This is a genomic window from Phenylobacterium koreense (genome assembly GCF_040545335.1).
Taxonomy (GTDB): domain Bacteria; phylum Pseudomonadota; class Alphaproteobacteria; order Caulobacterales; family Caulobacteraceae; genus Phenylobacterium; species Phenylobacterium koreense.
The window spans coordinates 2,224,428-2,248,774 of record NZ_JBEPLU010000001.1; the positions used below are offsets into that span (position 1 = coordinate 2,224,428).

Annotated in this window: 21 protein-coding genes; 5 read left to right on the forward strand and 16 right to left on the reverse strand. The window is 68.9% G+C overall.

Annotated features, from left to right (window positions below):
- The first annotated feature begins 16 nt into the window (after positions 1 to 16).
- On the forward strand, positions 17 to 286 hold the full coding sequence (locus ABID41_RS11125) for a hypothetical protein (RefSeq protein ID WP_354297632.1): 270 nt from the start codon (positions 17 to 19) through the stop codon (positions 284 to 286).
- Here the strand turns inward: ABID41_RS11125 and ABID41_RS11130 are convergent.
- The 7 genes from ABID41_RS11130 to ABID41_RS11160 form a co-directional block, all read right to left on the reverse strand.
- A complete protein-coding gene (locus ABID41_RS11130; protein ID WP_354297633.1) occupies positions 283 to 1,053 on the reverse strand; it encodes a sialate O-acetylesterase in 771 nt (256 codons plus the stop codon). The two genes, ABID41_RS11125 and ABID41_RS11130, sit on opposite strands and share 4 nt — an antisense overlap.
- Positions 1,054 to 1,063: 10 nt before the next feature.
- The gene (locus ABID41_RS11135; RefSeq protein ID WP_354297634.1) at positions 1,064 to 2,296 is read right to left on the reverse strand and encodes a glycosyltransferase; all 1,233 of its coding nucleotides are present in this window, start codon (positions 2,294 to 2,296) and stop codon (positions 1,064 to 1,066) included.
- Positions 2,293 to 4,176: a hypothetical protein gene (locus tag ABID41_RS11140; RefSeq protein WP_354297635.1), complete on the reverse strand. Its 1,884-nt coding sequence runs from the start codon at positions 4,174 to 4,176 to the stop codon at positions 2,293 to 2,295. Before ABID41_RS11140 ends, ABID41_RS11135 begins: the two co-directional genes overlap by 4 nt.
- A 46-nt stretch (positions 4,177 to 4,222) precedes the next feature.
- Positions 4,223 to 4,978, reverse strand: coding sequence for an ABC transporter ATP-binding protein (locus ABID41_RS11145; RefSeq protein WP_331931583.1), 756 nt, complete (start codon positions 4,976 to 4,978; stop codon positions 4,223 to 4,225).
- Positions 4,975 to 5,808 carry an ABC transporter permease gene (locus ABID41_RS11150; protein ID WP_354297636.1) on the reverse strand — a complete coding sequence of 278 codons (834 nt, stop codon included), beginning with the start codon at positions 5,806 to 5,808 and terminating at the stop codon, positions 4,975 to 4,977. Before ABID41_RS11150 ends, ABID41_RS11145 begins: the two co-directional genes overlap by 4 nt.
- A 143-nt stretch (positions 5,809 to 5,951) precedes the next feature.
- Positions 5,952 to 6,677, reverse strand: coding sequence for a methyltransferase domain-containing protein (locus tag ABID41_RS11155; RefSeq protein ID WP_354297637.1), 726 nt, complete (start codon positions 6,675 to 6,677; stop codon positions 5,952 to 5,954).
- A gap of 10 nt (positions 6,678 to 6,687) precedes the next feature.
- Positions 6,688 to 7,719, reverse strand: coding sequence for a GHMP family kinase ATP-binding protein (locus ABID41_RS11160; RefSeq protein ID WP_354297638.1), 1,032 nt, complete (start codon positions 7,717 to 7,719; stop codon positions 6,688 to 6,690).
- 118 nt (positions 7,720 to 7,837) lie between these two features.
- On the opposite strand from ABID41_RS11160, the gene ABID41_RS11165 reads away from it, so the two are divergent.
- From ABID41_RS11165 to ABID41_RS11180, 4 genes are read left to right on the forward strand one after another with little or no spacing between them, the layout of a single operon-like run.
- Entirely contained in the window at positions 7,838 to 8,890 is a 1,053-nt protein-coding gene (locus ABID41_RS11165; RefSeq protein WP_354297639.1) for a glycosyltransferase family 2 protein, read from the forward strand.
- On the forward strand, positions 8,887 to 9,249 hold the full coding sequence (locus ABID41_RS11170) for a DMT family transporter (protein ID WP_331931578.1): 363 nt from the start codon (positions 8,887 to 8,889) through the stop codon (positions 9,247 to 9,249). The genes ABID41_RS11165 and ABID41_RS11170 overlap by 4 nt, the downstream gene beginning before the upstream one ends.
- Before the next feature lie 12 nt (positions 9,250 to 9,261).
- Positions 9,262 to 10,632, forward strand: a complete 1,371-nt coding sequence (locus ABID41_RS11175; protein ID WP_354297640.1) for a hypothetical protein — start codon at positions 9,262 to 9,264, stop codon at positions 10,630 to 10,632.
- Between the two features lie 17 nt (positions 10,633 to 10,649).
- The gene (locus ABID41_RS11180) at positions 10,650 to 11,345 is read left to right on the forward strand and encodes a hypothetical protein (protein ID WP_354297641.1); all 696 of its coding nucleotides are present in this window, start codon (positions 10,650 to 10,652) and stop codon (positions 11,343 to 11,345) included.
- 2 nt (positions 11,346 to 11,347) lie between these two features.
- Here the strand turns inward: ABID41_RS11180 and ABID41_RS11185 are convergent, their stop codons facing one another.
- From ABID41_RS11185 to ABID41_RS11225, 9 genes are all read right to left on the reverse strand, one after another.
- Positions 11,348 to 12,286, reverse strand: coding sequence for a DUF389 domain-containing protein (locus tag ABID41_RS11185; protein WP_331931575.1), 939 nt, complete (start codon positions 12,284 to 12,286; stop codon positions 11,348 to 11,350).
- Positions 12,287 to 12,419: 133 nt separating this feature from the next.
- Positions 12,420 to 13,895, reverse strand: coding sequence for an MFS transporter (locus ABID41_RS11190; RefSeq protein ID WP_331931574.1), 1,476 nt, complete (start codon positions 13,893 to 13,895; stop codon positions 12,420 to 12,422).
- 489 nt (positions 13,896 to 14,384) lie between these two features.
- On the reverse strand, positions 14,385 to 15,689 hold the full coding sequence (locus tag ABID41_RS11195; RefSeq protein WP_354297642.1) for a ferredoxin reductase family protein: 1,305 nt from the start codon (positions 15,687 to 15,689) through the stop codon (positions 14,385 to 14,387).
- 131 nt (positions 15,690 to 15,820) lie between these two features.
- Entirely contained in the window at positions 15,821 to 16,948 is a 1,128-nt protein-coding gene (locus tag ABID41_RS11200; protein WP_354297643.1) for a glycosyltransferase family 4 protein, read from the reverse strand.
- Positions 16,945 to 20,139 (reverse strand): glycoside hydrolase family 99-like domain-containing protein, encoded by a 3,195-nt coding sequence (locus ABID41_RS11205; protein ID WP_354297644.1) that lies wholly within the window; start codon positions 20,137 to 20,139, stop codon positions 16,945 to 16,947. The genes ABID41_RS11200 and ABID41_RS11205 overlap by 4 nt, the downstream gene beginning before the upstream one ends.
- 22 nt (positions 20,140 to 20,161) lie before the next feature.
- Entirely contained in the window at positions 20,162 to 21,181 is a 1,020-nt protein-coding gene (locus ABID41_RS11210) for a sulfotransferase family protein (protein WP_354297645.1), read from the reverse strand.
- Positions 21,182 to 21,325: 144 nt separating this feature from the next.
- The gene (locus ABID41_RS11215; protein ID WP_354297646.1) at positions 21,326 to 22,102 is read right to left on the reverse strand and encodes a hypothetical protein; all 777 of its coding nucleotides are present in this window, start codon (positions 22,100 to 22,102) and stop codon (positions 21,326 to 21,328) included.
- Between the two features lie 61 nt (positions 22,103 to 22,163).
- A complete protein-coding gene (locus ABID41_RS11220; RefSeq protein WP_354297647.1) occupies positions 22,164 to 22,919 on the reverse strand; it encodes a hypothetical protein in 756 nt (251 codons plus the stop codon).
- A 112-nt stretch (positions 22,920 to 23,031) separates the two neighbouring features.
- Positions 23,032 to 24,267 (reverse strand): S8 family serine peptidase, encoded by a 1,236-nt coding sequence (locus tag ABID41_RS11225; RefSeq protein WP_354297648.1) that lies wholly within the window; start codon positions 24,265 to 24,267, stop codon positions 23,032 to 23,034.
- Between the last annotated feature and the right edge of the window lie 80 nt (positions 24,268 to 24,347).

Genomic DNA, 24,347 nt, shown 5'->3' on the forward strand with positions numbered 1-24,347 from the left:
TGGCAAGGGGGCGAACATGCCCAGCCCGCCCGGTTTGCCCGAGTTCGATCTGCCGATGATCTTCGCCGACAGCATGGCGGGGCTCGGATACCAGTCGGGCGTCGCGCGCCTGGCCTTCGCCGCCAACACCGCCGACGAGGCGGGGAAGGAAAAGCTGGTGAAGTCGGGCTATCTGATCCTGACGCCCGGCTGCATGCTGGAGCTTCGCAGCCAGATCGACCAGATCCTCACCGAACTGGAGCGCCAGGGCGTCATCAGCTTCACGCCTGAGCGACTGGACGGCTAGGGCGCGACTTTCCGGCCAGCCTCGAAGAAGCCGTCGCCCAGCGCGACCTGCGCCTTCGCGGTCAGATGCAGGCCATCGGAGGGCTGGCGGGGGAAGGCGTCGGTGTCGGTAAGCGTCACATGCTCGCTGGTCGCGGCGACGCGCGCTTGAGCGCGGCGGACGGCGCCCGCGCCTGGATAGCCATCCCCCAGGTCATCGATCCGGCCGATCTCGAAGACTGTCTGAGCGTCACCCCACCGGGCGCGCACCCGCGCGATGAAGGCGCGGAGATTGGTTTCGTAGGCGTCGCCCTTTGCTCGGTCGGTGGCGTCCTTCTCGCCTTGCATCCAGAGGACCGCGCTGACACGCACCGGCGCGCCCCTAGCCGCCAGCGCCGCCTTGGCCGCGCTCACCTCCGTGCTGGCCGCATCGAACAGTTCCCCGCGCGAGGAAATCGACCAGTCCCTCGCAGCCGGATCGGCGGCGAGCCCTGTGTCGCCGCGCGCATGCTTGACGACATAAAGCGGCGCGCACGGATGCGCGGCCCGCCAGCGCCAGGCGAACTGCGCCTCCGGGCCCCAGGCCTGAGGATTGTTCGGCGCGCCGGTGTTGCTGCCCGGGGCCAGGGGCTCGAAGCCCTTCCTGAGCGGGTTCCAGATCCAGGCGTCGGGGACAGGCGTCTGCAGGTGCGGCGGGAGATCGGATCGGCCGAGCGTATAGCCCAGGGCGTTCGATTGGCCGGCGACGACGACGAGGGCCGGGGGCTCGCAGGCGGGCGGCAGGTCCATGAACCGCCTCCTACCGCGCCGCCCGGCGCGCCGAGCGCGCGACGCTGAGGGCGGCGCGCTGGACGCCGTCGGGCAGGGTGGTGAACCAGGCCTGGGGCGAGAGGCGCTCGAGGACGCGGCGCTGGCCGGCGGTGGAGAGGCGGGCCGCTAGGTCCGGATCAGCGCGCAGGCGGCGCAGGGCGGCGGCCGCCGCATCGATGTCCGGCTCGGCCCAGTTCTGCCCCTTGTAGATGCCCTGCTGGTCCTCAACCGGGATCGGGGCCGAGGGGACCAGCAGCGCGCAGGTCTCGTCCATGAAGTCGATGTTTCCCGACCAGCCGGTGCCGATGACCGGCGTGCCGAGCGCCATGGCCTCGGCCATGGTCAGGCCAAAGCCCTCCGCCCGGTGCAGCGACAGGAGGACGTCCGCCGAGGCGATCAGGCTCTTCACCTGCTCGTAGGGCCAACTGGCGTCGAGGATCTCGACATTGTCCGGGGCGGCGGCGCGCAGGCGCTCGAAGACCGCTGGAAAGGCCTGGGCGTTCTGGGTCTTGATCACCAGCCGGGCGCTTGGATCACCTGGAAACGCCTTGGCGAAGGCCGCGATCATGCCGTCCGGGTTCTTGCGGGCGGCCGAAGACTTGAAGTCGAAGAGGGTCACCGCGAGGAAGCCGGCTTCGCGTTCGGCCGGGCGGACGTCCCGATAGTCCTCCATGAAGAGTGGGTGCGGGACGGTGCGGACCGGGGCTGCGGCGCCCAGGAACGACCCGGCGGTGTAGTCGCTGGGGGCCCAGACCTCGTCGAGCATGGCCACGTCCTTCAGCCAGGACTTGGGCGCCTTGGGCAGCTCCCAGGCCCAGTAGCCGTAGCGTGGCCCGAGGACATTGCGCGGGCCGAGAAAGGCGAGGGCGGCTAGCAGCTCGGGCGCATTGACGTGGAAGATCCAGGGACCGGGCGTCCGGGCGGCCTCTGCCGCGCCGATCCAGTCAAGCTTCGCCCCGGCGATATCGACCTGCTCGACCGGCGCGCCGAGGGCTTCGAAGGCGCGGACGGCCAGACGCGCGGAGGCCGCGATGCCGTAGGAACCGCCGAAGTCGCCGACCACGCGGATGGGGCCGGAAAACTGGTCGCCGGCGTGCGGCGCTCGAGCCTGCCGTCGCACATAGGCTTCAAGCGCCGGCCCAAGCACCGGCTGGGCGAGACGCCGGACAGGCTCGGGTGTCATGGCGCGCCAGGCGCGGCGGGAGGCCGAAAGCAGGCTCATGCGCTGGCCGAGCCCCAGCCGACGCCCTGGCTGAGCAAGGCGATGGCGTCGGCCGGGAAGAGGCCGGGGCCGGTCCGGAAGATCACCTTAGCGGCCTGGGCCGGCGGGCCGGCGGGCGCGCCTTCGGGCGTGCGGAAGCGGCTCGAGGCGGCGTCGAAGACCAGGGCGTCGCCGCCGGCGGCTTCGGGCGTCCAACGCTCGACGACGAGCAGGGTGTTGACCGCGCCGGCCGCTGGTGCGCGGGTGGCGGCCGGCGGCTCATGCCGCACCGACAACCTTGCGAGCTCGAAGATCGGATGTCCGTCCGCCGCGCTCGGCAGCGCGGCGAGGTCGATGCCGTATTCGGCGAGGCCGCCGCCGATCAGCCAGCGCAGGAAGCGGAACCGGCTCTTGAAGCTGGTGAGCGGAAAGAGGCGTTGCAGGTCGCCGCGGCTCTCCCAGATGGCCAGGAAGATGCGCGGGAACGGCATGCCCGCAGCCAGCCGTCGCACCGGCGCATCGAAGCCGGCCCTCAAGGCCGTGCCGACCGTGGCGGGCCAGCCAGCGCGGGCGGCCAGGCCGTATGCGGCGAAGCGCAGCTTGGCCTCCGAGAGGTCGCCGGCCACCTGGCGAGCGGCGCGCAAGGGCAGGGCCGGGTCGGCGAAGGCTTCTGGCGGGGCGAGCCGCGCCGAGAAGCGGCCCTCGATTGATTCCGGGCCCAACAGCCAGGCCTTCAGCCCCATTTCATCGTTGGCGAAGCGGTCGCGAAGGTCGCGGCGCGCCACCTTCAGCGCCTCGATCGCCGGTGCGGCCGGAGCGCCGGTCAGCCAGTCGACAAGCTCCATGGAGCTCGAAAGCCAGGGCCCCTCAGGCGCCTGGCCCTCCGGCGACCTGATCACCTGGCCGGGCTGGATGGAGGCCCAGGCTTCCGCCGCGGGCGTCAGGCCGCCGCCGAAATCCTCGCCGGCCCTGGCGGCGGCCAGCATCCGCCGGCGCACCTCCTTGCTGACCAGTTGGCCCGATGGGAAGGCCCGGTGCGCATAGGGGACCAAGCTCGCCTGCTCGTGCCCGTTGCGGAGCAGGGCGTCCGCATATTCGCTCAGGACGGCCGCGAGGGCCGAGCCCGCCTGCACCTTGATCCGGTCCTGGTGCTTGGAGAGCAGGTCCGGGCGCGTCGGGTCGAATCCCGAGAAGTGGAAGAAGACCAAGGGCTGGCCGTCCACCGTCCAGCCGCCTGCGCCCTTGGCGACCTCGCGGCCCTCCAGATTCCAGTAGGCGAGGTTGAGCGCGGGCGTGCGCAGCAGGGCCAGGTCGCTGACCAGGCCCGGCGCCAGGTCCATCCACTTCTGGTCGGTGAAGAGGCCCGAGGCCATGTCCACGCGGCAGTCGTAGCGCAGCTTCTCGGCCCACCAGTCCAGCAGGTCGAAGATCTCGGCCTCGGCCCTGGCGGCCATGAAGCCCAGATTGTAGGAACCGGAGGTCAGGATGACATGGTCGTTGGGATTGGCCTCGCCGCGCAAGGGGCGGGTGATGTGCGGGGTGAGCACCAGCGGCGCTCGCGCCAGTCCTTCGCGCACCGGCTCGAGCGGCCGATAGACCCAGATGTCGGGGTCGAGATAGACGCCGGCGGTGACGCCCGGCTCCGAGAGCAGGGCCTTGAAGACGAACGGCTTTACGGCGGTGTTGAGCTCCAGCGCGTCGTAATAGGCGCACATGAGCGCAAAGCCGGGGACGAGGCTGGCGGCGTCGACCGTCCGTACGCCGGGATCCTTGAAGGCGATCGGCCCGTCGGTCGTCACCACTACGCGCTGGGCGTTCGGCTCGGCGGCGGCCAGGCTCTCCATGAGGCTGGCCGCCTGGCCGGCGTAGTTGCGCGATACGATGGTGAAGATGACGTCCACGGTCGCCCCTGAGCCTGACCGAGGCTCGTTGTCCTGCTGGCGGCGGTCAGGCCGCTGCGAGCAGTTGGTCCAGCTTCTTGACGTCCATGATCGGAGACGCGACGCCGCTCTCGATACGCATGACCTTGTTGCAGTAGAGCCGGATCAGCTCAAGGTCATGCGAGGCCAGCACCAGGATGCCGGCCCGCTCCATCAGTTCCAGGATCCGCTTGTGGGCGATCTTCTGGAAGTCGGCGTCGCCGACGGCGATCCATTCGTCCATCAGGATCACGTCGGCGTGGACGGCGGTGGCCACCGCGAAGGCCAGGCGCGCCTGCATCCCGGCCGAATAGGTCTTCAGCGGCATGGCCAGGAATGGGCCGAGGCCGGTGAAGTCGGCGATCTCGGTCATCCGCTCTTCGATCTCCTTGGCGGAGAGGCCGGCGATGCGGCCGCGCAGGCGGATGTTGTCGAGGCCGGTGGCCGATGGATCGATGCCGAGATTCAGGTCGAGCATGGCGGCGATCTGGCCGTGCACGTCGATGGTTCCCTCGTCCGGCTCGTAGGCGCCGGCGAGAGCCCGCAGAAGGGTGGTCTTGCCCGAGCCGTTGTGACCGATGAGGCCCAGCCGGTCGCCGGACTTCAGGCTCATATTGACGCCCGAGAGGGCGGTGACCTCGGTGGCGCCCATGCTGGTGCGCCCGAGCTTGCCGCCGACCGTGATACGCGCCAGGTGCTTCTTCAGCGACTTGGCGTCGACCCCGTAGACCGGGAAGCGAAGGGTCAGGTCACTGACCGTGATGGAAATCTGCGGGCCCTTCATAGGTAATGTACGATCCGGCGGCGAATGACAGCGAAGGTCGAGAAGGTGGCGATCCAGCCTACCAGCGCCAGTACGCTGAGCACCACATAGGTCAGGGTGTCGACGCTCTGGCCCAGCAGCGGCGCGCGCACGACCTCCAGCAGGTGATAGAACGGGTTGAGCAGCAGCACGGCGTGGTCGACCAGGCGCCCGCCCGGTAGCCAGAACACCGGCGTCATGAACATCGAGAACTGGATCACCGAGCCGACGATCTGCGGAATGTCGCGGAACCGGGCCGAGGCCATGCCGACCGCAAGGCTCATCCACGAGATGTTCAGCAGCAGCAGGATGACGCCGACCACGCCGACGGGCACGTTGGTCTGCCGCCAGTGGTCGTAGAAGACCAGCACGCCGACGATGATCACCACGTGGTGCAGCAGGTTGATGACGTTGCGCATCACCGTCCGCCAGACGAAGGTCATCATCGGCAGCGAGGTCTGCGAGAGGATGCCGGAGGCCTGCACGAAGGTCTGGCAACCCTCCAGGATCACGTTGGCGATCATGCCCCAGAACACGATGCCCAGCGCCACATAGGGGATGAACTCGTTGACCGGGACCTTGAAGAGGTTGGCGTAGAGGAAGCCGATACCCGCCACCATGAGACCCATGGAGAGGGTGATCCAGAACGGTCCGAGGATCGAACCGCGGTAACGGGAAACCACGTCGTGCCAGGCCAGCGACCAGGCCAGGCCGATACGCTCGAACGAGGCGCGCAGGTCCGCGAACGCCATGCTGAACTCGTGCATGGGGCCGCGCCGTCCGGTGCGCACCATGTGTTGTACGGATTGCATTCAGTCTCCCGACCAAAAGCTCGCCGGCGCACCCGCCGCACGTCGCTCGCGTGGGTGGGTAACAGGTCGCATTTTGCGGCGCAAGCGTGGCGCCAGGCGAGGATTCTCGTGGAAAATTCAAATCAAAAGGCTGTTTTGCCCTACTAAAGCGGACTTTCGTCCTCGAACGGCGGCGGGCTGGTCTTCATGTGCGCGTGGTCGGCGCGATACTGGTTGAAGTGCCGACGCAGGGCCGGGGCGGGCTGCTCGGCCTGGCGCACCAGGCCGCCGGCCTCGACCTCCTGGGCCGAACGCTTGCGGACAACGAACTCGATCCCGCATTCACCGATCGGCGTCAGGGTCTGGTCGAACCGCGGAAGGTCGTAGCGATAGGTCGAATTCAGCAACGCGATCTTCTCGATGTCGGCGGCGGGGCCGAGCTCGGCTAGCAGGTCCAGCACATTGATCGATCGGTCCGACCAGGACTTGGACTTCAGCATGGTGAAGGTCCACTTGTGATCGCGGTTGTGTGTGGAGGGGAAGACACCCTGCTCGTAGAGGTCCTCGTCCGGCACGGTGATGATCAGGAAGCCGCCGGGCTTCAACGCCTCGAACCAGGCCTTCAGGCCCTGGCGCGGATCGACCAGGTGCTCGAGGCAGTGGCTCGAATGGACGAAGTCCAGGCTGCCGGGCGCGACGCCCTGCAGAAACTGGGCGTCGCCGTCTTCCCAGTCCCAGATCCGCACCGACTTCAGGCCGGGAAAGAATGGGGCGTAGAGCGAGAGGGGATCGGGCTTGCCGCCGATATCCAGGCCCTCGCCCACGAACCAGCGGCGGGCGAAGTTCGGTTCGGCCATGCGCCGAGCGATGGATTTCGAGAGTTCTTTCAATGCACTGATCCTATCGCACGTCCCAGGACTCGGCCCCGGTCCTTGTAAAGGCTGCGCCCTGGGCGACGCCGCCGAAGCCGCCGAGCAGGCGCTTGAGGCCTTCTCGGCGCGGAGGATCGACCAGGAACATCATGAAGCCGCCGCCGCCGGCGCCGGACACCTTGCCGCCGAACACGCCGAAGGCCTTGGCGGCCTCATAGACCTTGTCGATCTCCGGCGAGGAGATGTTGTGGGCGGTCTGCTTCTTCGAGAGCCAGCCGGCGTCGAGCAGGGCGCCGAAGCGGGGCAGGTCGCCGGCCACCAGAGCGTCGCGCATCTCGAAGGCGCCCGCCTTCAGGGCGTGGAGGCTTTCCAGCGATTTCGGCGCTTGGCTTTTCATGTTGGCCTTCTGCTCGTCGATGATCGCGGCGGATTCGCGGCTGACCCCGGTGAAGTAGAGCACGAGGCTCGCCTCCAACTCCTTCAGCACCTTTTCCGGCACCGTCAGGCCCTCGACCTCCACGCGGGCCTCCTCGAAGAAGCGCATGAAGTTCATGCCGCCGAAGGCCGCGGCGTACTGATCCTGGGTGCCCCCGGCCAGGCCCAGGTCGCAGCGCTCGATGTCGTAGGCCAGGGCTGCGACCGCCTGCGGGCTCATCTCCAGCCCCATGAAGCGGCGCATACCCTCGACCATGGCCACGACCAGGGCGGACGACGATCCCAGCCCCGATCCGGGCGGGCAGTCGGCATAGGACACCATGGTCAGCGGAATGGCCCGGCCGTTCTGGGCCATGAAGCGGTTGTAGACGCCCTTGAGCAGGCGCAGCGGCTCGTCGGTCGGCAGCGGCGCCGTGGCCGGCGCGCGCCAGGCCTGGTCGCGATCGGCTGCGACCAGAAGCACCTGGTCGTCCGTCCGCGCCTCGATGGTCACATGGGCGAAGAGGTCGATGGTCGCGTTGAGCACCACGCCCCCGTGCTCGTCGCAGTAGGGCGAGACGTCGGTTCCGCCGCCGCCGAAGCCCAGGCGAAGGGGGGCGCGGGCGCGCACCAGTTCATGACGCATAGCGGGCGTTGCTGTCCCAGGCTGATCCGATCTGAGCCGGGGGTAGTCGCCGCGGCGCAGGTTTGCAACCTTGAACGGACGCCCTTATTCGGTCGCCAGCTTTCACGAGGCGTGTTCCATGTTGATCAGCGACCAGCCCTGGTCGGTGGAATCCCGATCCGCGATCAGCGCCGCCGAGATCTCGCTCAAGGCCGCGCGGGTCTGGATCATCATCCCCTGCTATCGCGTGCGTGCGCAGATCCTGACGGTGCTGAGCCGTGTGCCGGACTGGGTCGAGGGCGTGGTCTGCGTCGATGACGCATGTCCCGAAGGTACGGCCGATTTCCTGGAAGCGCAGGATCTGCCCCCCCGCATCGTCGTGCTGCGCCTGCCGCAGAACGAGGGCGTCGGCGGGGCCGTCCTGGCCGGCTACCGGGAAGCCGAGCGCCGGGGCGGAGAGATCCTGGTCAAGATCGACGGCGACGATCAGATGGACCTCGCCTATCTGCCCCAACTCGTGACGCCGATCCTGCTGGGTGAGGCCGACTACGTGAAGGGCAATCGCTTCACTTCCATCGGGCACCTCAATTCGATGCCCGGCCTCCGGGTGTTCGGCAACGCGGCGCTGAGCTTCGCGGCCAAAGCGTCCACCGGCTACTGGAACATCTTCGATCCGACGAACGGCTTCACGGCGCTCGAGGCCAGCGTCGCCCGGCAGGTCCTCCAGCGGTCTGTCGCCAGGCGGTTCTTCTTCGAGACTGACCTGCTCTACCACCTGGGCGCCTTGCGGGCGGTGGTCCGCGATTCCCCGATGCCGTCACGCTATGGCGACGAGAGGAGCAACCTGCGGATAGGCGCGGTTATCGGCACGTTTTCTGCCCGTCACCTTAGTAACTTTATCCGTCGGGTGATCGGGCAGTACTTCGTCCGCGACTTCAACGTGGCGACGATCGAGCTGGTCGTCGGATTCCTGCTGCTGGCGGCCGGCGCGACCTACGGCCTTCACTGGTTCGCGGTCCGCGATCCGGGGCAGGCCGCCTCCGCCGGCGTCGTGATGGCCGCGGCCCTGCCGGTCATCATCGGGGTCCAGCTTCTGCTCCAGGCGATCAATTTCGATGTCCAGAACGTGCCGAACCGGCCTATTCACCCCTATCTGCGCACGCTTGAGCGCATCGCTGGCGGCCGAGGATGACTCTCAAGGACATGCTGCTCTGCGGCGCTTTCGCCGTGGCCTTGCCGATCGGCCAACTGCTCTTCAAGTGGGCGGCTATCCATAACGCCTCGCAGCAAGGCCCCTTCCTGCTCCGCGTGCTCCAGAACTACCCGCTGATGGGGGCCTTCGCCTGGTACGCGGCCACGGCCCTCTTCTGGTTCTACGTCCTGACCCGCACGCCGCTATCCACCGCCTACGCCTTCTCGCTGATCGGATCGGCGCTGGTGCCGCTCGCCGCCTGGCTGATCTTCAAGGAACCGGTCTCCGTCGGCATGGCCGCAGGCTACGCCATGATGCTCGCGGGCTTCTTCATCATCCTCATGCAAGTCCGGGCCTGAGTGTCCGGGCGGGTGGAGACGGCCGCAGGCCGAACGCTGAAGGGCGTCCTGCTGCTCGGCTTCCTGCTGGTGTTGGCGGCGGGGCTGCCGCCGCACCTGTCGGTGGATTCGGTGATGGCGCTCTACGAGGGGCGCCTGCAGGTCCGCGAGACCTTCGGACCGGTTCTCTACGCCAGGATCGTCGGCCTGGCGGACGGCCTGCCGGGGGGCCTGGGCCTCTATGTCGCCCTGAGTGCGGCCAGCCTCTTCGCCGCCCTGGCCTGGGCGCCGCGGCTGCGACCGACCACGTCCTGGTGGGCCGTGCCGGTGGCGGTGGTGTTCATCCTCTCCCCGACGGTGCTGATCTTTCAGGGCATAGTCTGGAAAGACGTGCTGTTCGCCAATCTCACGGTCTTCGGGTTCGTGGCCCTGGCCTTCGGACTGACTTCGCGCAGGCCCAGGGGCTGGCTGGCGCTGCTCGCGTCAGGCCTCGTCCTGGCGGTCGCGATGTCGATCCGCCAGAACGGCTTCGTGTTCGTCGCCGGGGCCGGCGCGGCCGTGGCCTGGGTGCTCGGCCGGCGCCTCGGCTGGCCCAAGGCCATCGCGCTCGGAGGAGCATGGGTGCTCCTCATCTGCCTTGCCGCCGCGGCCATGGGCCAGGCCGCCCAGCCGCGACGAGCCGGACCGGACAAGGCCCTCGGGGTCGGCCTTCGCATCCTGCAGCACTATGATGTCGTGGGGATCCTGGCGCGCGACCCCGAAGCCCAACCGACGGGTGTCGCCCAGGCCGGGCGGCCGGAGGCTGCGGCCCTCATCCGCGATGCCGCGCCCCAGGCCTATTCGCCCGAACGCGTGGATTTCTTCGAGCGCCGTCCCGACCTCGCGCCCGCCCTCTGGAAGACGCCCCCCGGAGTGATGCGCGCCCAGTGGCTGGCCCTGATCTCGAGCCATCCGACCACCTACCTCACGCATCGCTGGGAGGTGTTTCGCTGGCTTGTCGCGCCGCCGGATCGGTCGCGGTGCGTTCCTGTCTTCGTCGGCGTCACCGGACCACCGGCCATCCTGGCGCGGCTCGGCATGGAGCCGAGGTCGAGCGCCAAGGACCGGGCCCTGGCCAGGTTCGGGCAGGCGTTCGTCGCGACGCCGCTCTACTCGCACCTCTTCTCGGCCGCCGTCGCGGCCCTGGTCATGGCGGCCCTGCTCTGGCGGCGCGAAGACCAGGACATCGTGGTCGCTCTGTTCATGGCTTCGGCCCTGGCCTTCGCCGCGAGTTTCTTCGTCATCTCGATCGCCTGCGATCATCGATATCTTTACGCGCTCGATCTGGCGGCGGCGGCTGGGGCTCTCTATCTGGCCTTGCAGCCGTCTGTTCGCCGGAATTTCCGGCCAATGTCCGCAGTGTGACGGCCCGGACCGTTCGCATGAGACAATTCCTGATCGTTGCGGCCCTGGCTGCAGTTCTTCCGGCGCTCGGCGCCTGCGACCAGCCCGCCCCTTGGGCGAGGGCCGCCGTGGCGCCCGAGCCTGCGAAGGTCGCGGCGAACCTGCGGCTGCAGGTCGTCCGCTGGAGCGACGAGGCCGGCCGCTTCGAGATCAACGGCGCGCCGTTGAAGGCCGGGCGGCTCTGGACGTTCGACGGCTCCACCGAGGGCTTCGTGCTGAGCGGCGGGGAGGCGTTGCCCGCGCCCGCCTTCGGCCTGGACCTGCGGAACCTGCAGGCCGATCCGGTGCTGCGCTCGCCCAAGGGGCTGGAGCTGGACGGCGATCGCTATTCACTCGTGCTTGTCCGCCTGACCCGCGTCCGGGCTGGCGCGGACTGGGATGGGGCGGTCTTCTACAGCACCGCAGCGCACCGCGAGAGCGGCGCGTTCCAGGCCAAGCCGATCGCCGGCGCGAACCCGGCGGTGGGCGAGACGGTGGTGCTGGTCTACGACATGGCCAACCTCGCCCTTGGCGGCGAGGACTGGAAGAGTTCGCTCATCGACCAGATCCGCCTGGACACCGACGACCAGGCCGGCGGCGCTTTCACCATCCACCAGGTGGCGATCACCGAGAATCCCGGGCCCGTAGCCCTGGCCCAGGCGCCGGCTGCGTCGACGAGCCTGGCGGCCCGCTAGCCTCAAAGGTTCGGCCGGCGCTCCTTGCGCGGGGTCTGGCTCGCCAACTGCTGCGCGACCAGGGTGGCCGTACCGGCCACGATTATGCCGGCGACGTTGACGGCCAACTGGACGAGCGAGGCCCAGGCCTCGTCCCACGCGCCGACCGCGACGGTCAGGCCCATGGCGCCCAGGGCCGGCACGGTGGTGATCGAGATGAACACGCCGACCAGGGCCGAAGACTTCGCGGTGGTGAGCGACAGCACGCCGGCGCAACCGGCGAGCAGGGCGATCACGAAGGACCAGGCGTCCGGCTGCACGATGAACCCGGTGGCGGGGCCGGTAGTGGCGGCGACCGGGTCGACCAGTCCGGCCGCATTGGCGAGCGCCCATAGGAGCCAGGTTATGACGGCGGCGATCGCAAAGCCCCCGAGCAGCGTGATGATCGCCGGCCTGAAGAGGGCGCCGCGGCGGCGGGCGATCGCCAGGCAGATCGCCGCGATCGGGGCGAACTCGGGCCCGACCACCATTGCTCCGATGATGAGAATGGGCTGATCGAGATAGCGGCCGATGCTGGAGATCAGAGTCGCGAGCACCAGGAAGCTCAGGAACGACCACGATAGCTGCGCGTCCTCCTTCGCCTGATCCTCGATTTCGTCCCAGACCACCGCGTCGGCAGGGTGGCCTGCGGCCGCGATGCTGGCCGCCTCGGCCGCGTCGGAGAGGACCGTCACGCGGTCCAGCAGGGCGATGGAGCCGGACGTATCGACGCCAAGCGCTCGCAGCTTGGCGATGATGGCGTTGATGTTCTCGCGGGCCACGTCGAAGAGGACGAGGTCGCCCTGGCCGCGCAGGGCGACGCCGCGTAGCACCACAAGATTGGCGGTCGCGGGATCAGCCTCGATGGCTTTGATCACCTCGTCGCATGTCTGGTGCGGAATGAGGGCGCGAATCTGAAGCATCGGCGGCCGGCAAAAGTCTCGGAGATGCGATGATGCTGCGTCGCGACCGGGATACAAGAACAACTTCGGGACGAGCGCGAGCCCCGGAGAGGTGAGGACCTGGCGGCCGGCTAGGCGCCAGGTCCCTTGGCGGCTACTTCGCCAGCGCCGGAGCGGCCTCGGCCGGAGCGGCGGCGGCCGCCTTCGCTTCAGGCGGACGAGCGGCTTCGGCGCGCCGTTCCCGGAGCGCGGCCTGGGTCGCGGCGTGGCTCTCCTGGGTGATGCGGTACCGAGCGTAGGCCAGCAGGGCGATGAGGCCGGGGATGGCCGCAATGACGCCGTCCCAGAGCACCAGGTTGAACAGGACGTCCGGGGCGACGTCGGCCTTGCCCTTCGCACCGACCGGGAAGGCGATGAACTTCAGGACGAGGCCGGCCAGCAGGGTCCCGATCGCCTGGTCGAGCTTCGCGGCGAGCGACCGGGTCGAGTAGAGGATCCCTTCCTGGCGGACGCCATGCTTGAGTTCGTTCTCGTCGGCGATGTCGGCGAGCGCAGACATGACGCTGATCTGCAGGATGCTCATGGCGGCCGAACTCAGGGCCGAGAACCCGATCAGGATCCACACCAGGCCCGGAGTCTCGTGGGACATGACGCCGGCCAGGCCGAGGACCACCGGGACGGCCGGAATCGCTGCGAAGCCCACCAGCGACCAGAGGATCGTCTGCTTCTTGTCGAAGCGGCCATGCATGCGCGCCGCGAACAGGAAGGCGGTGGCGAACCCGGTGAAGCTGCCGATGATGAACCACCGGAGCTCTTCGCTCGAGAGGTCCCAGAAATAGATGCTCGTATAGAGATGCAGCCCGCCACGCAGGCCGATCATCATCGAGAGGAAGAAGTAGCCGATCAGAAGCCAGACGTAGTTCACGTTGGTCATCGCCCGGCGAACGTCCGTGAAGAACTCGCCGACGCTGAACTTCGGCGTCTTCGGGTCGGGCTTGGGCAGGAAGGGGATGCGGTCGCGGGTGAACCACGCCGAGGCCAGGAGGATCGCCAGCGCAGACAGCGCCATCGCGGTCGCGAACCGCGGCCACGGCTCGGGATTGAGCAGGCCGCGGGGATATTCCGGCGTCGCCGGGAAGAAGAAGGTGAGCGCGACCCAGGATGTGCCGGCGGCCCCGACCCAGGTGAAGAGGCTGTTGTAGGCCATCACCTTAGATCGCTCTGTGTAGTTGGGTGACAGCTCACCTCCGAGCGCCAGGTGCGGCGTGTGGTAGATGGCCATGACCTGGCGGAGCAGCGAGACCGTCACGCCCGCCCAGATCGTCAGGCCAAGGTGATCCAGGATCGCGGGCGGATTGTAGATCGACCACAGCATCAGGGCGATCGGGATCGGGGCGGCGAACATCCACGGATGCCGGCGGCCCAGCCTGGACCTGGTGCGGTCCGACAGGGAGCCGATGATCGGCTCGGTGACCGCATCCAGCAACAGGCTGGCGGCGATGGCGAAGCTCACCCAGTGCGCCGGAACCTGGAGAATCTGGTTGTAGTAAAGAAGCGTATAGGAGCCGATCGCGGCGCCCGCGATGGCCTCGGCGCCGCTACCGACGCCGAATGCGACTTTGGTCTTCAAAGTAAGGCGATCGCTCACCCCCCCGTTTGAGCTGCTGCCCAATCATTCCTCCTATAATACGCGCTCTCTAGGCCCCGTTGCGCTGGATACAACGCTGGGAGCTGCCGTCGCGTCAATCCGAAAATTCGGTATGGAGCGAGGTGATTTCGCACAGGCGGACGGGCGTCCGACGGAGGGAGCGACAGCCCATTCCTGGCGCGGCTGACCAAGGCCAAGGCTGCGCTTGACGCGCGTTCGCGAAGGCGACCGCCAGGGTTGCGAAATGGCAATGCGCCAAGCCCGGCCGTCGACATGATTTTGGCGCCGACCGGCCGACATGAGCTGCGTGCGAGCGCCAGCCGCCTGATCGACGTGCTCGCGCGTCACCTGTCCCAAGCGGTCGAAGGAGCGCTTGATGGATACCGGTGAAGTGAAATTCTGCAGGGGGTGCGGGAAGCCCTTCGAGCGGGGCTCGCTTCCTCCGTCTCACTGGAGCCGCAAGCACTACCCTCATCGCATCTCGAACAGTTCCTGATGGAACCGCTGGTCGACCGCCATGCCTTCCGCGGCGAAGTCGGCCCGCAGCGCCGCTCCGAACTTGATCGGGCCGCAGAACCACAGGCTGGCGCCTCGCCATCCGGGAACGGTCCTGCGGATATGCTCGGCCGAGAGCCTGCCGTCCCGGTCGTCGATCAGGACGTGGAGGCGCACATTGGCGGCGCGAGCGTCCTGGGCGAGGCGTTCAAGCGCGTCCTCGTCCACCTCGCGGGTGGTGTGGAACAGGTCGATTTCAGGACAGGCCTGCATCGGGCTGTGGGCGGCCATGTCCTTCAGCCGCGCGATGAACGGGGTGATCCCGATACCGGCCCCGACCCAGATCTGGTGCGGCAGGCCGTCGTCGAAGGTGAAGCAGCCATACGGGCCTTCGACGGTGATCTTCTGGCCGACCTTCAGCCGATCCACGAGCCCGGTGGTGTGGTCGCCGAGTTCCTTGGAGATGAAGGTGACCTTCGGGTTCGCAGGATCCCATGCCGAGGCGATCGTATAGGGGTGCGCCCCTTCGATCCGGTCAGAGGTGGCGAAGGCGAACTGTCCGGCTTTGTGTCCCTGCCAGCCCTGGCCCAGTTCGATGACCGTCTCGAGGGAATGGACGCCCGGATAGTTGCGCATCTCCGCGATCTGGCCGGTCACGCGCCGCGCGGCGCCGATCCGCCCGACGAGCGAGAGAACCGCGGCATAGGCGCCGGCCAGCGTCAGCACCGCCAGGACCACGCCGAGGGGCGTCATCCACATGGCGTAGTCCAGCAGGATCACGGCGTGGAACGCCAGCGCCAGATAGGCGAGGGCGATCAGCCTGTGGCTGTAGCGGAACCACCGGTATGGGATCTTCTTCACCAGGGCGATCAGCAGCAGGACGACCAGGGCGTAGAAGGCCCAGAGCCCTATCTCCTCGGCCGTTCCACGGAAGCTGCGCAGCGTCTGGAGCACCGGGTCGGTGATCTCCGCGCGCGGCCCGCGGGCGGGACGGGTCAGGAGGCCGGCCCCGACGGCCCATTTCGGCCCTTCGGACCAGAGCCAGTGAAAGACGGCCAGGCCCAGCACCCCGATCCCCAGCCACTTGTGCAGCCGGTACATCTTGTCGAGGCCGCCCAACCGCGCCTCGGGCCAGCGCGGGCGGATCGCGAGGATCATCGCCGCGCTCATCGCCCCGATGGCGAGGACGCCGCTGAACTGCATCAGACGCTCGCGCAGGGCGAAGATGTTCGCGACGGGAAAGACGGTTCCGTTCACGACGAGCCAGAGGAGACTGAGCACCGCCCAAAATCCCCAGAACAGCCAAATGCTGGCGCGCGTCAGTTTCGCCTCCCTCGCATAGCCGGAGCTATCCCTGAGCCAAAGGAGGCGGCGCCGCCGTGACATGTGTCAACGGGGGGCCTTGAAAGGAGCTAGGCCAGGGCCTCGAGCCGGGCGGCGTAGCGCAGGCCGGTCGCGCGGTTGCTGAAGTTGGTGCGGATATGGCGGCGGGCGCGCTCGCCGAGGTCGCGCCTGGACCGAGGGTCGTCCAGCAGGCCGCCGATCAGTTCGACGGCATGGTCGACCGATGGGTCCGCCCAGACCTGGCCCTCGCCGAACAGATAGGCGCCTTCGGCCACCGGGATCAGCTCGCAGTCGACCAGCAGGCTGGTGTCGGGCGTCATGAAGTCGAGATTGCCTGAATAGTTGGTGGCGACCGCCGCGCGGCCCATGATCATCGCCTCGGCCGGGCCGCGGCCAAAGCCTTCCGAGCGGTGCAGGGAGACGAAGGCGTCGCAGCAGCGGACCAGATTCTTGATCTCGTTGTCGGAGAGCTGGCGGGTAATCGCCTGGGCCTGGCCGCCCAGCGCCTTCAGGCGGGCCTCCAGGGCCTTGCGGGCGGGATTGCCGTCGTCGCCGCCCTTGTACTTCACCACCGCATGCAGCGGCGCGTGCGGGCGTGCGGCCACCAGCTTCTCGAAGGCCTCCAGCATGGCGAAGGGGTTCTTCCGCTCGGCGTAGGACGAGAAGTCGAAGAAGAAGAGGCAGACGAAGGCGTCTTCCGGAATGCCGAAGTGACGGCGTCCCAGGAACGAGGACATGGTCAGCTCGACCGCCAGCGGCATGTGGACGACCGGGCGCTCGGTGACCGGGGTGATGGCGTCCTGAATGAACCGCGAGGGCGCCCAGACCTCGTCGAAGCGGTCGAGGATCTTCGCCCACGGCTCGGGATAGTTCGCGAGCTCCCAGGCCGGATAGATGATGTTGTAGGCGCTCTGGAAGGCCGGGCCCGAGCCCAGATGCTCCAGTACGCCCATGGCCTGCTCGACCTCGTCCGCATTGATGCAGAAGAGGTTGGTCTTCGGGCTGAGCGTCGGGACGACGTGGCCGGCGAACTCCCGCTCGAAGTCGGGGTCCTTGTTGCGGTCCATGCCGTAGATGTCGATCAGGCCGGGGGTGAGCCCGGCCGCGCGGAAGGCGCGAAAGGCGGAGCGGACATGTTCGGCCATCCCGATCGCGGAGAAGGGGTGGCCGACGAGGACGAGATCGGCCGGGGTCATGACTTGTCCAGTAGGTCGGCTTCTGCGGCGTTCTTCACGGCTTCCAGCCAGCCGTGGCCGAAGCGCTGGTCGGGCTCCAGGTGCGCGCCTTCGCCCCATTCGTTCCAGGCATTGACGAAGACGATCCGCTCGTCGCCGAAGTTCTGGCGGCGGGTTTCCTCGAACATGGCCTCGGTCCAGGCCTGGAAGGCGCCGGGGCTGGCGTACTGGAAGACCCAACCGCCATCCTGGCGGCGGGGGGTGTTGTCCCAGGAGGGCATGACGCCCCGGAAGCGCTTGTGGCCCAGCGGCTGGGCGCCGAGGTAGGTGCGGACCATCTGGCGATAGTCGTTCACCCGGCCCTCGAAGCGGGCGTTGAACAGCGGACCCGGCGGATGGATCAGGGCGCCGGTGCCGGCCGGCGGGAACTCGACCGAGGCGTCGAAGCCGAGGCTTTCCGGATCGGTCTTGCCGCCGGCCTTCTCGAATCCTTCGACGAAGGCGAGGTAGATTTCACCGACGCCGGCCTCGCGGCAATGCCTGCGCCAGGCGTCCGTCCAGGCCTTGGGATCGGGCAGCAGGCCCGGCCGATAGATCAGCAGCAGCGGCTTGCCGTCGATGCGGATGTAGTTCGGCTGGCGCAGATAGGGTTCGAGCTCGGCGATCGAGGCCTCGGCGTCGCCTTCCTCATAGGTCTGGGCCAGCAGGACGTCGCGTTCCTGCCCGTCCCAGGTGCGGGTCCAGTTCTCGTTGGCCCAGCAGAGGCAGAACGGAAAATCGTCAGCCTTGCTTTCCAGCAGGGGTTCAAGCGGCTTTTCGAGAATCCGCCGGCCGCCGGTGAACCAGTAGAAGTAATGGCAGAAGCCGCCGATCCCGTAGCGCGCGGCCAGCTCGGCCTGGGCTCGCATCGCCGCCGGATCGGAGAGATCGTAGAAACCGAGGTCGGCGGGCACGTGCGGCTGGTAATGGCCGCGATAGTTGGGCAGCGCCCGGCTGACATTGGTCCACTCGGTGAAGCCAGGACCCCACCAGCGGTCATTCTCCGCCACCTTGTGGAACTGCGGCAGGTGGAAGGCGATGGTGCGGACGCGGTTCAGCGCCTCGAGCTGCTCGCCCCAGCGCTCGACGAACTTCTGCTGGTTGCGGGTCGCCAGGCGGTGCTTGTAGCCGCTGTCGATGGAGTTGGCGGTCACGCTGAGGTGGTGGACGATCTGCGAGGTCGGCTCGTAGATGATCCGCAGGCCCCGGGCGCGCAGGCGGAAGCAGAGGTCGGCGTCCTCGCAATAGGCCGGGGCGAAGGTGATGTCGAAGCCGTCCAGCTCGGCGAACACCTCGCGGCGGACCGCCAGGCAGGCGCCGGAGGCGTAGTCGACTTCCCGCCGCACGTTCCAGCGCGGCAGGCCGGGATCCTCGAAGAGGCCGATCATCTCCGACGCGCCGTCGACGCCAATGCGCGCGCCGGCTTCCTGCAGCCGGCCGTCCGGGAACAGCATCTTGGGCGCGGCGGCGCCGACGCGGGCCTCCTCCGCGAACGGGCGCAGCAGGGCGTCCAGCCAGCCTGGCCGGACCTGGACGTCGTTGTTCAGGAAGATCAGGAACTCGCCGGCGGCTTCCTGCGCCGCACGGTTGCAGGTGCGGATGAAGCCCTGGTTCTCGGCGTTGACCAGCAGCTTGACCCCGGTCTTGGCCACCACGTCCGCCGACCCGTCGCCGGAGGCGTCATCGATGACGATGACCTCGGCCTCGTCCAGATCGCCGGCGGCCTTCAGCGCCGCCAGGCATTCCAGGGTGAAGGTCAGGTTCTTGTAGGCCGGGATGACGATCGACACCCGCGGCTTGGCGGGCGCCGAAAAGCCCAGGCTTGCGGCCACCTTTTCGGCGTCGCGTTCGGCCACCTTTATCAGGTCGAAGGGTTGGACCTTCACGTCCTCGATGTGGCGCTGGCGGATCCGGCCATAGGCAGCGCGGGTGTCGCGATAGGCCTGGTTGTCGTAGGCGCCTGAGTCCTTGGCCCTGCCCGCGGCGCGCAACTGCTCGAAGAGGCCGGCCTCGCCGCGCGGCCGGGCGACGATCGCCCCGGCTTCCGGCTTGGGCGCGCGGCTCAGGGCCCAATGCTCCAGCGACGAGATCGGGACCTCGGCGGCCTGCGGGTTCTCGATCAGGTACGAGACCTCGTTGAAGTCCGCCGCCGGTGAGACGCCCTCGAAGGCGCCTTCGGTCAGGTAGTGCACCACCGGATGCAGATCGGCCGGAATGTCCGGTTGCTGCTCAAGATAGAAGGCGGTGTCGAAATGGATGCTGGGGTCGCGCCGTTCCTCGAAGCCGTGGGCCAGGAAGTGCGCCAGCGGACTGATCCCCATCGGCGCGGCCTCGCGGTAGCGGTCGGCGTACCAGAGCGGGTCGAACAGCGGGTGGGGGCTGCGGCCCTCGAAGGCGCCGCTGGCCGCGTAGTGGAGCAGGGGCGCGGCGTCGATCTCGGCCACGTCAGGATTGGTGGCCAGGTACCATTCGCCGTTGAACAGCGGGTGCGGCTGGTAGCCCTTGCGCCAGCCCTCGCGCAGATAATGGATCAGCGGGTTCTCGCCGCTGTCGGCGACCTCGTCCGACTGGCCGACATAGTAGCGGACGTCGAACAGCGGATGCGGCGCATAGCCCTCGCGCACGCCCTTGTGCAGGAAGTGCTGCAGAGCGGTCAGACCGGTGGCGGCGACCTTCACCGCATGGCGGCTGCGATAGTCCTTGAGATCGAACAGCGGGTGGGGGCTGCGGCCTTCTTTGTCCCCGGCGATCAGGTAGTGGGCGAGCGGCGCCCAGCGCGAGCCGGCCAGGTCGGGATTGTGCTCCATGTACCAGGCCTGATCGAACAGGGCCTTGGGATTGGCGCCCGCATCGGGCCCGGCGCGCACATAGGAGACCAGGCCGCGGGCCTTGCCGCCGTCGCGGCCGATGGCGCGGTCCAGGCGAAAGTCCCAGAGACCCGAGCGAGCCAGCAGCGCCGCACGGCCCGGCCACTTGGCGCGGGCCAGCATCAGGTCGAAGCGCTGCTCCGTCGGCCCCTTGTCGGCCAGGCCCACCCGGCGGCCGGCGGCCTTGCGGAAGCGGTTCCAGCGGTCTTCGGCGACCACCATGCGCGCGCGATGCAGGTCCCTGCGGCGGGCCAGCAGGGCCTCGGCGTCGGTGGTCGGGTCGAGCTTTGAGAGATCGTTGGCCAAGTGAAGGTTACTCGCGGTGGGCCTAGCGGGCGGCGAGGGCCGCATCGACGACCGCCTCGATCTTGGCATGCTCCTGACGCAGCAGGGCCGCTTCATGCTCCAGGGCGCGCATGGCGCTGGCCTGCACCTCGTTGAGCTGACGCTGATGAAGCAGTTCGGCGCGGGTCGAATCGAGCTGGCTGGTCACGGGCGAGACCAATACGCCCATCTGCGACTTCATTTTGGCGATTTGCGCCGCTGCTTGCTCAAGCGGGGCGCGGTCGGGCTCGGCGCCGCTGGCCGCGGCCACGAACCAGTCCAGCACCGATTGAGCCATCGGCCCCACCAGCGGCAGGGATTCCAGGCTCTCCAGGGCCTCGTTGTGGCGCAGGTCCTTGGTCAGAAACTCGTCGATCTTGCCGGCGGCGCGTTCGTCCAGGCGCGGCAACGCGCCGCCCAGGGCGCGCTCCATGGCCGCGACCTCCTTGCGCCAGTCCGTCAGCAGGCCGTCATAGGAGACGAAGGCGCGGGGAACGTCGCGCGTATGAGTCTCGGCGGCCAGCATGTAGATCGTCCAGACGAGGACCGATTTCTCCGGCGGGAAGGCGTCCCGCCGCGACAGCGACCCGGCCACGGCCAGCGGATGGCGCACCGGGATCACCGCCCGGATCGGCATCCCGACTTCGGCCAGCACCTCGCGCCACATGGGCAGCAGCACTGATACCCGCGGGTCCTTCAGCAGGGGATGGATCGCTTCGCCGAACTCCGCGCGGAAGAGGTCCACGGCCCTGGCCTTCCACTCGGCCTCGGCGTCCGGCGCCAGGGGCTGGTAGGGCAGGTTGAAGGGATCGTCCCAGGCCGATTTCGCCGCCCGCAGCCGCTGGTCGTTGAAGACCGAGATCTTCCAGGGTTCGAAGTAGCCTTTGGCGTTGTGCTCATCGCCGGGCATGACGTTGTCCGGCAATTCGGCGCCCGCCAGCGCCAGCAATTGGGCGGTGGCCGAGGTGCCCGACCGGTGCATGCCGAGCACAAGATAGGCCGACCGCTCGAATGTCTGTGGCATGGCGCAAAAGTCTCGCACAGCCGCCCCGCGGCCAGTTCCCTCCCGCTCTATGGCCGCTCGCGCCGGGCCGCAAGGGAAAGCGATGGCGCCGGCCTCGTCGACGGACGCAGGGAGTCGTCGCGCCGAGAAGGCCAGCGGCCGGGGTCAGAGCTTGAGCGTGAGCATCACCCCGACGCCATAGTCGGCGCTGCCTTCGCTCAGTCCCGCGGTCCCATAGAGCGTGCCGTTGACCTTGTCGGTGACCGGGGTGCTCACCGCGCCGAAGAGTTCCCTGGCGTCCTTGGCCAGGGGGCTGCTGGCCTGGGCGTAGTCGTAGGAGACGATGGCGATCGAGCGGCCGAACACCATGCTGGCGCCCACCGAGGCCGCATAGGTGTTGCGCAGCTCCACGCCTTCGGGATCGCCCGGCATGCGGTAGTTGACCGAGAGGAAGGGCGCGACGGGACCGATCGGATAGGTGAAATCCGCCCCGACGGTGAAGTCGGCTTCGCCGGTGCCCAGGTGCTTGTCGGGATCGGAGGTGGGCAGCTTGGCCCGGCCCGTAAGGTCGATGCCGAGGCCAATGGGCAAAGTCGGAAGGGTGATGCTGCCGCCAAGGCTCAAGTCTCCCAGTCCGGAGCGCTTGCCCGCGACGCCGGTGACGCCGGGCAGAGGCTTGCCGTCCGGCCCGAGGACGACGCCCGCAGGTCCGTCGATGCGCACATAGGGCAAGCTTGCGGTGAGCCGGACGGTGTCGTTCCGCCAGGCGGCGCTGAACGGCGCAACCAGGATCTCGGTCTTTTCGTCCGCGGAGTATGAGCCGGAGGAGTAGTCGAGGCCGGTGGTCAGCGACAGGCCGCTCGACCCGGCGGTTTCCTGGGCGTCGGCGGCGGTGGCGAAGGCGGACGCAGTGCAGGCCGCGAGAATGGCTAGGTGTTTCATGAAGCCCCCGAAAATGAGGCGGAGCGCCTTTGGCGCCCCGCTAAGTTGCTTGAACGGTGAATTAGTGGCCGCGGCCCGGACGGGCGGCGGCGACGATGTCCTTGACCGCCCGGGCCTGGGAGACCGTGCTCGCCACGTCGGCCCGCACGCTGGCGGCGTTCGACCGGGTGGCGGCGATGTCGGCGCGCGTTCCGGCCGTGGCGCTGCGGGTTTCGGCGACGCTCGAGCGAACCGTCGAGCGCAGGTCGGCGACCGCGCCCGTGGCGGTCGAGATGGACCGGTTGGCGTCGCGCGCGGCGGCGACGGAGGCCGCGCCCGCGCGAGCCGCGGCGCCGCGGTCGGAAGCCTCGACGCTGATGCCGGCGTCCACGGTCGCCTCGGCGGTCACCGCCGCGTCGCCGGTCGTCGCCATATCGGTCGCGGGATCGGTGGTCGTGTCGTCGCCGCCGGCCCGGGGGGCGCGGCGGGCGTCGTTGCGGGCATGGGCCAGGGCGCTGACCTGATCGCCGATGCCGTGGGCGTCATCTTCACCCTGCGACTGAGCCAGGGCGCGAACCTCGGCGCCGAAGGTGGTTTCAGCCGCGACTGCGTCATCGGCGGTCGTCGTATCGGTCGTCGTGGCGGTGGCGCCGACGGCCGTGGTCGCGTCATCGGAGGCCGTAGTGTCGCCTGCGGCCGTGGCGTCGGTGGCGGTCGCGCTGTCGGTGGTCGCAGCCGTGTCGGTCGTCGGAGCCGGGGGCGTGGCTTGCTGGGCAAAGGCGAGGCTGCTCGCCCCGGCGAGGGTCAGGGCCACTACGCCTGCGGTCAGGGTCTTCATGCGATACTCCGTCAGGTTGTCTCGTCAGGGGCGGCCGGAGGGCGGCCCTGATCGAAAGAACGGAGCCCGGCGGTTTTTCATCCACGGGGCGGGGGGGACGGCCCGGACTTTTTCAGTTGGAGCTTGCTTCGACCCAGCCGTAGCCGAAGCGTGCATCCTTGCCCTTGGTGCCGAGGTCGCGGGCCGTCGAGGCGAGTTCGTCGATCGCGCGGCGAGCGGCGGTCCGGCTTGGCGCAGTCATCAGGCCGGCGAGGCGCGCGGCCACCACCGGAGCGGCGAAGGAGGTGCCTCGCAAGGGGCGAGCCTTGCCGGCGGAGCCTGGCGGAGGCGTCAGGCCCAAGGCCACGAAGTCGATGTGCGAGGGCTGGCTGGCCTCGGGCAGGAGGCGTCCGCGGGAGTCCACGGCCGACACCGCGATCACGCCGCGGTAGGAAGCCGGATAGGTGTCCTTGCTGGCTGGGCCGTCGTTGCCGGCGGGGGCGACCAGCAGGAATCCCTTGGAGACCAGCGACTGCACGGCCGCGCCCAGCAGCAGGTTCGGCGGGCCGACCAGGCTGATGTTGATCACCGGCGTCCCGCTCTGCGCCAGCCAGGCCATGCCGGCGACGATCGCCTCGGCGCTGCCGCCGGTGGGGTTGGCGCCGTAGACGTCCGCCACCCGCAGGCTCCCGACGTCGCCGCCCGGAGCGGCGAGGATCGCCGCCACGGCCGAGCCGTGCGGCTGCGGGCTGGCGGGCCCGACGAAGCCGCGCTGCTCGATCCGGACGCCCCGTAGGGCCTCGGCGCGGATATCGACCCCGCTGTCGATCATGCCGACGCTGGCCGAGCCGCGGCGGCCCGCCGTAACCTGACCCTGCGGGGCCAGGCCCGCCCCGTCATAGAGGTGGTTGAAGTCGTAGGCGCCGGCCGGATCACGCTCGCGGAGCAGGGCGACGGCGCGGTCGGTGGCCATGCCCGGCGGCGCGGCCAGGACCGTCACCTCGAGGTCGAGCGGCCCATAGGACGTGCGCCGGAGGATTGAGAATCCCGCCTGCCGGGCGGCGGCGAGCGACGCCTCCGAGGCGGCCACGGCGACTACCTCATTGCGGACGACCAAATGCCCGGTGCGGTCTGTCGCCAGCACGGGGACCGCCCGGCGGCGATCCTCGGCCAGCCGCTGACGCACCTGGGCGACCCGGGCGACCGCGCGCTCGGCGGCCGTCGAGGATGCGGCCTGCGCGCGCTCCAGGCCCCTGAACGCCGTATCAGGCAGGCTGTGGCGCGCCAGCGCCCGGTCGGTGATCGCCGAGACGTCGGGTATTCCGCCCCCGAGACCTAAACCGCCGCCGCGGCCCTGCGCATGACTCACGGTCGGCGCCGACAAAAGGAGCGCGCAGGCGAGGACGGAGAGGCGCGAGGTGCGAGGCATGCGGTTACCGGCGGCGTTTC

What these genes read in the sequence shown, in the direction of transcription:
- ABID41_RS11135 (WP_354297634.1), bottom strand. Translation starts at nt 2,296, where the DNA reads ATGAGCCTGCTTTCGGCCTCCCGCCGCGCCTGGCGCGCCATGACACCC.
- ABID41_RS11125 (WP_354297632.1), top strand. Translation starts at nt 17, where the DNA reads ATGCCCAGCCCGCCCGGTTTGCCCGAGTTCGATCTGCCGATGATCTTC.
- ABID41_RS11215 (WP_354297646.1), bottom strand. Translation starts at nt 22,102, where the DNA reads ATGAAACACCTAGCCATTCTCGCGGCCTGCACTGCGTCCGCCTTCGCC.
- ABID41_RS11180 (WP_354297641.1), top strand. Translation starts at nt 10,650, where the DNA reads ATGAGACAATTCCTGATCGTTGCGGCCCTGGCTGCAGTTCTTCCGGCG.
- ABID41_RS11200 (WP_354297643.1), bottom strand. Translation starts at nt 16,948, where the DNA reads ATGACCCCGGCCGATCTCGTCCTCGTCGGCCACCCCTTCTCCGCGATC.
- ABID41_RS11145 (WP_331931583.1), bottom strand. Translation starts at nt 4,978, where the DNA reads ATGAAGGGCCCGCAGATTTCCATCACGGTCAGTGACCTGACCCTTCGC.
- ABID41_RS11220 (WP_354297647.1), bottom strand. Translation starts at nt 22,919, where the DNA reads ATGAAGACCCTGACCGCAGGCGTAGTGGCCCTGACCCTCGCCGGGGCG.
- ABID41_RS11210 (WP_354297645.1), bottom strand. Translation starts at nt 21,181, where the DNA reads ATGCCACAGACATTCGAGCGGTCGGCCTATCTTGTGCTCGGCATGCAC.
- ABID41_RS11160 (WP_354297638.1), bottom strand. Translation starts at nt 7,719, where the DNA reads ATGCGTCATGAACTGGTGCGCGCCCGCGCCCCCCTTCGCCTGGGCTTC.
- ABID41_RS11130 (WP_354297633.1), bottom strand. Translation starts at nt 1,053, where the DNA reads ATGGACCTGCCGCCCGCCTGCGAGCCCCCGGCCCTCGTCGTCGTCGCC.
- ABID41_RS11150 (WP_354297636.1), bottom strand. Translation starts at nt 5,808, where the DNA reads ATGCAATCCGTACAACACATGGTGCGCACCGGACGGCGCGGCCCCATG.
- ABID41_RS11170 (WP_331931578.1), top strand. Translation starts at nt 8,887, where the DNA reads ATGACTCTCAAGGACATGCTGCTCTGCGGCGCTTTCGCCGTGGCCTTG.
- ABID41_RS11165 (WP_354297639.1), top strand. Translation starts at nt 7,838, where the DNA reads ATGTTGATCAGCGACCAGCCCTGGTCGGTGGAATCCCGATCCGCGATC.
- ABID41_RS11185 (WP_331931575.1), bottom strand. Translation starts at nt 12,286, where the DNA reads ATGCTTCAGATTCGCGCCCTCATTCCGCACCAGACATGCGACGAGGTG.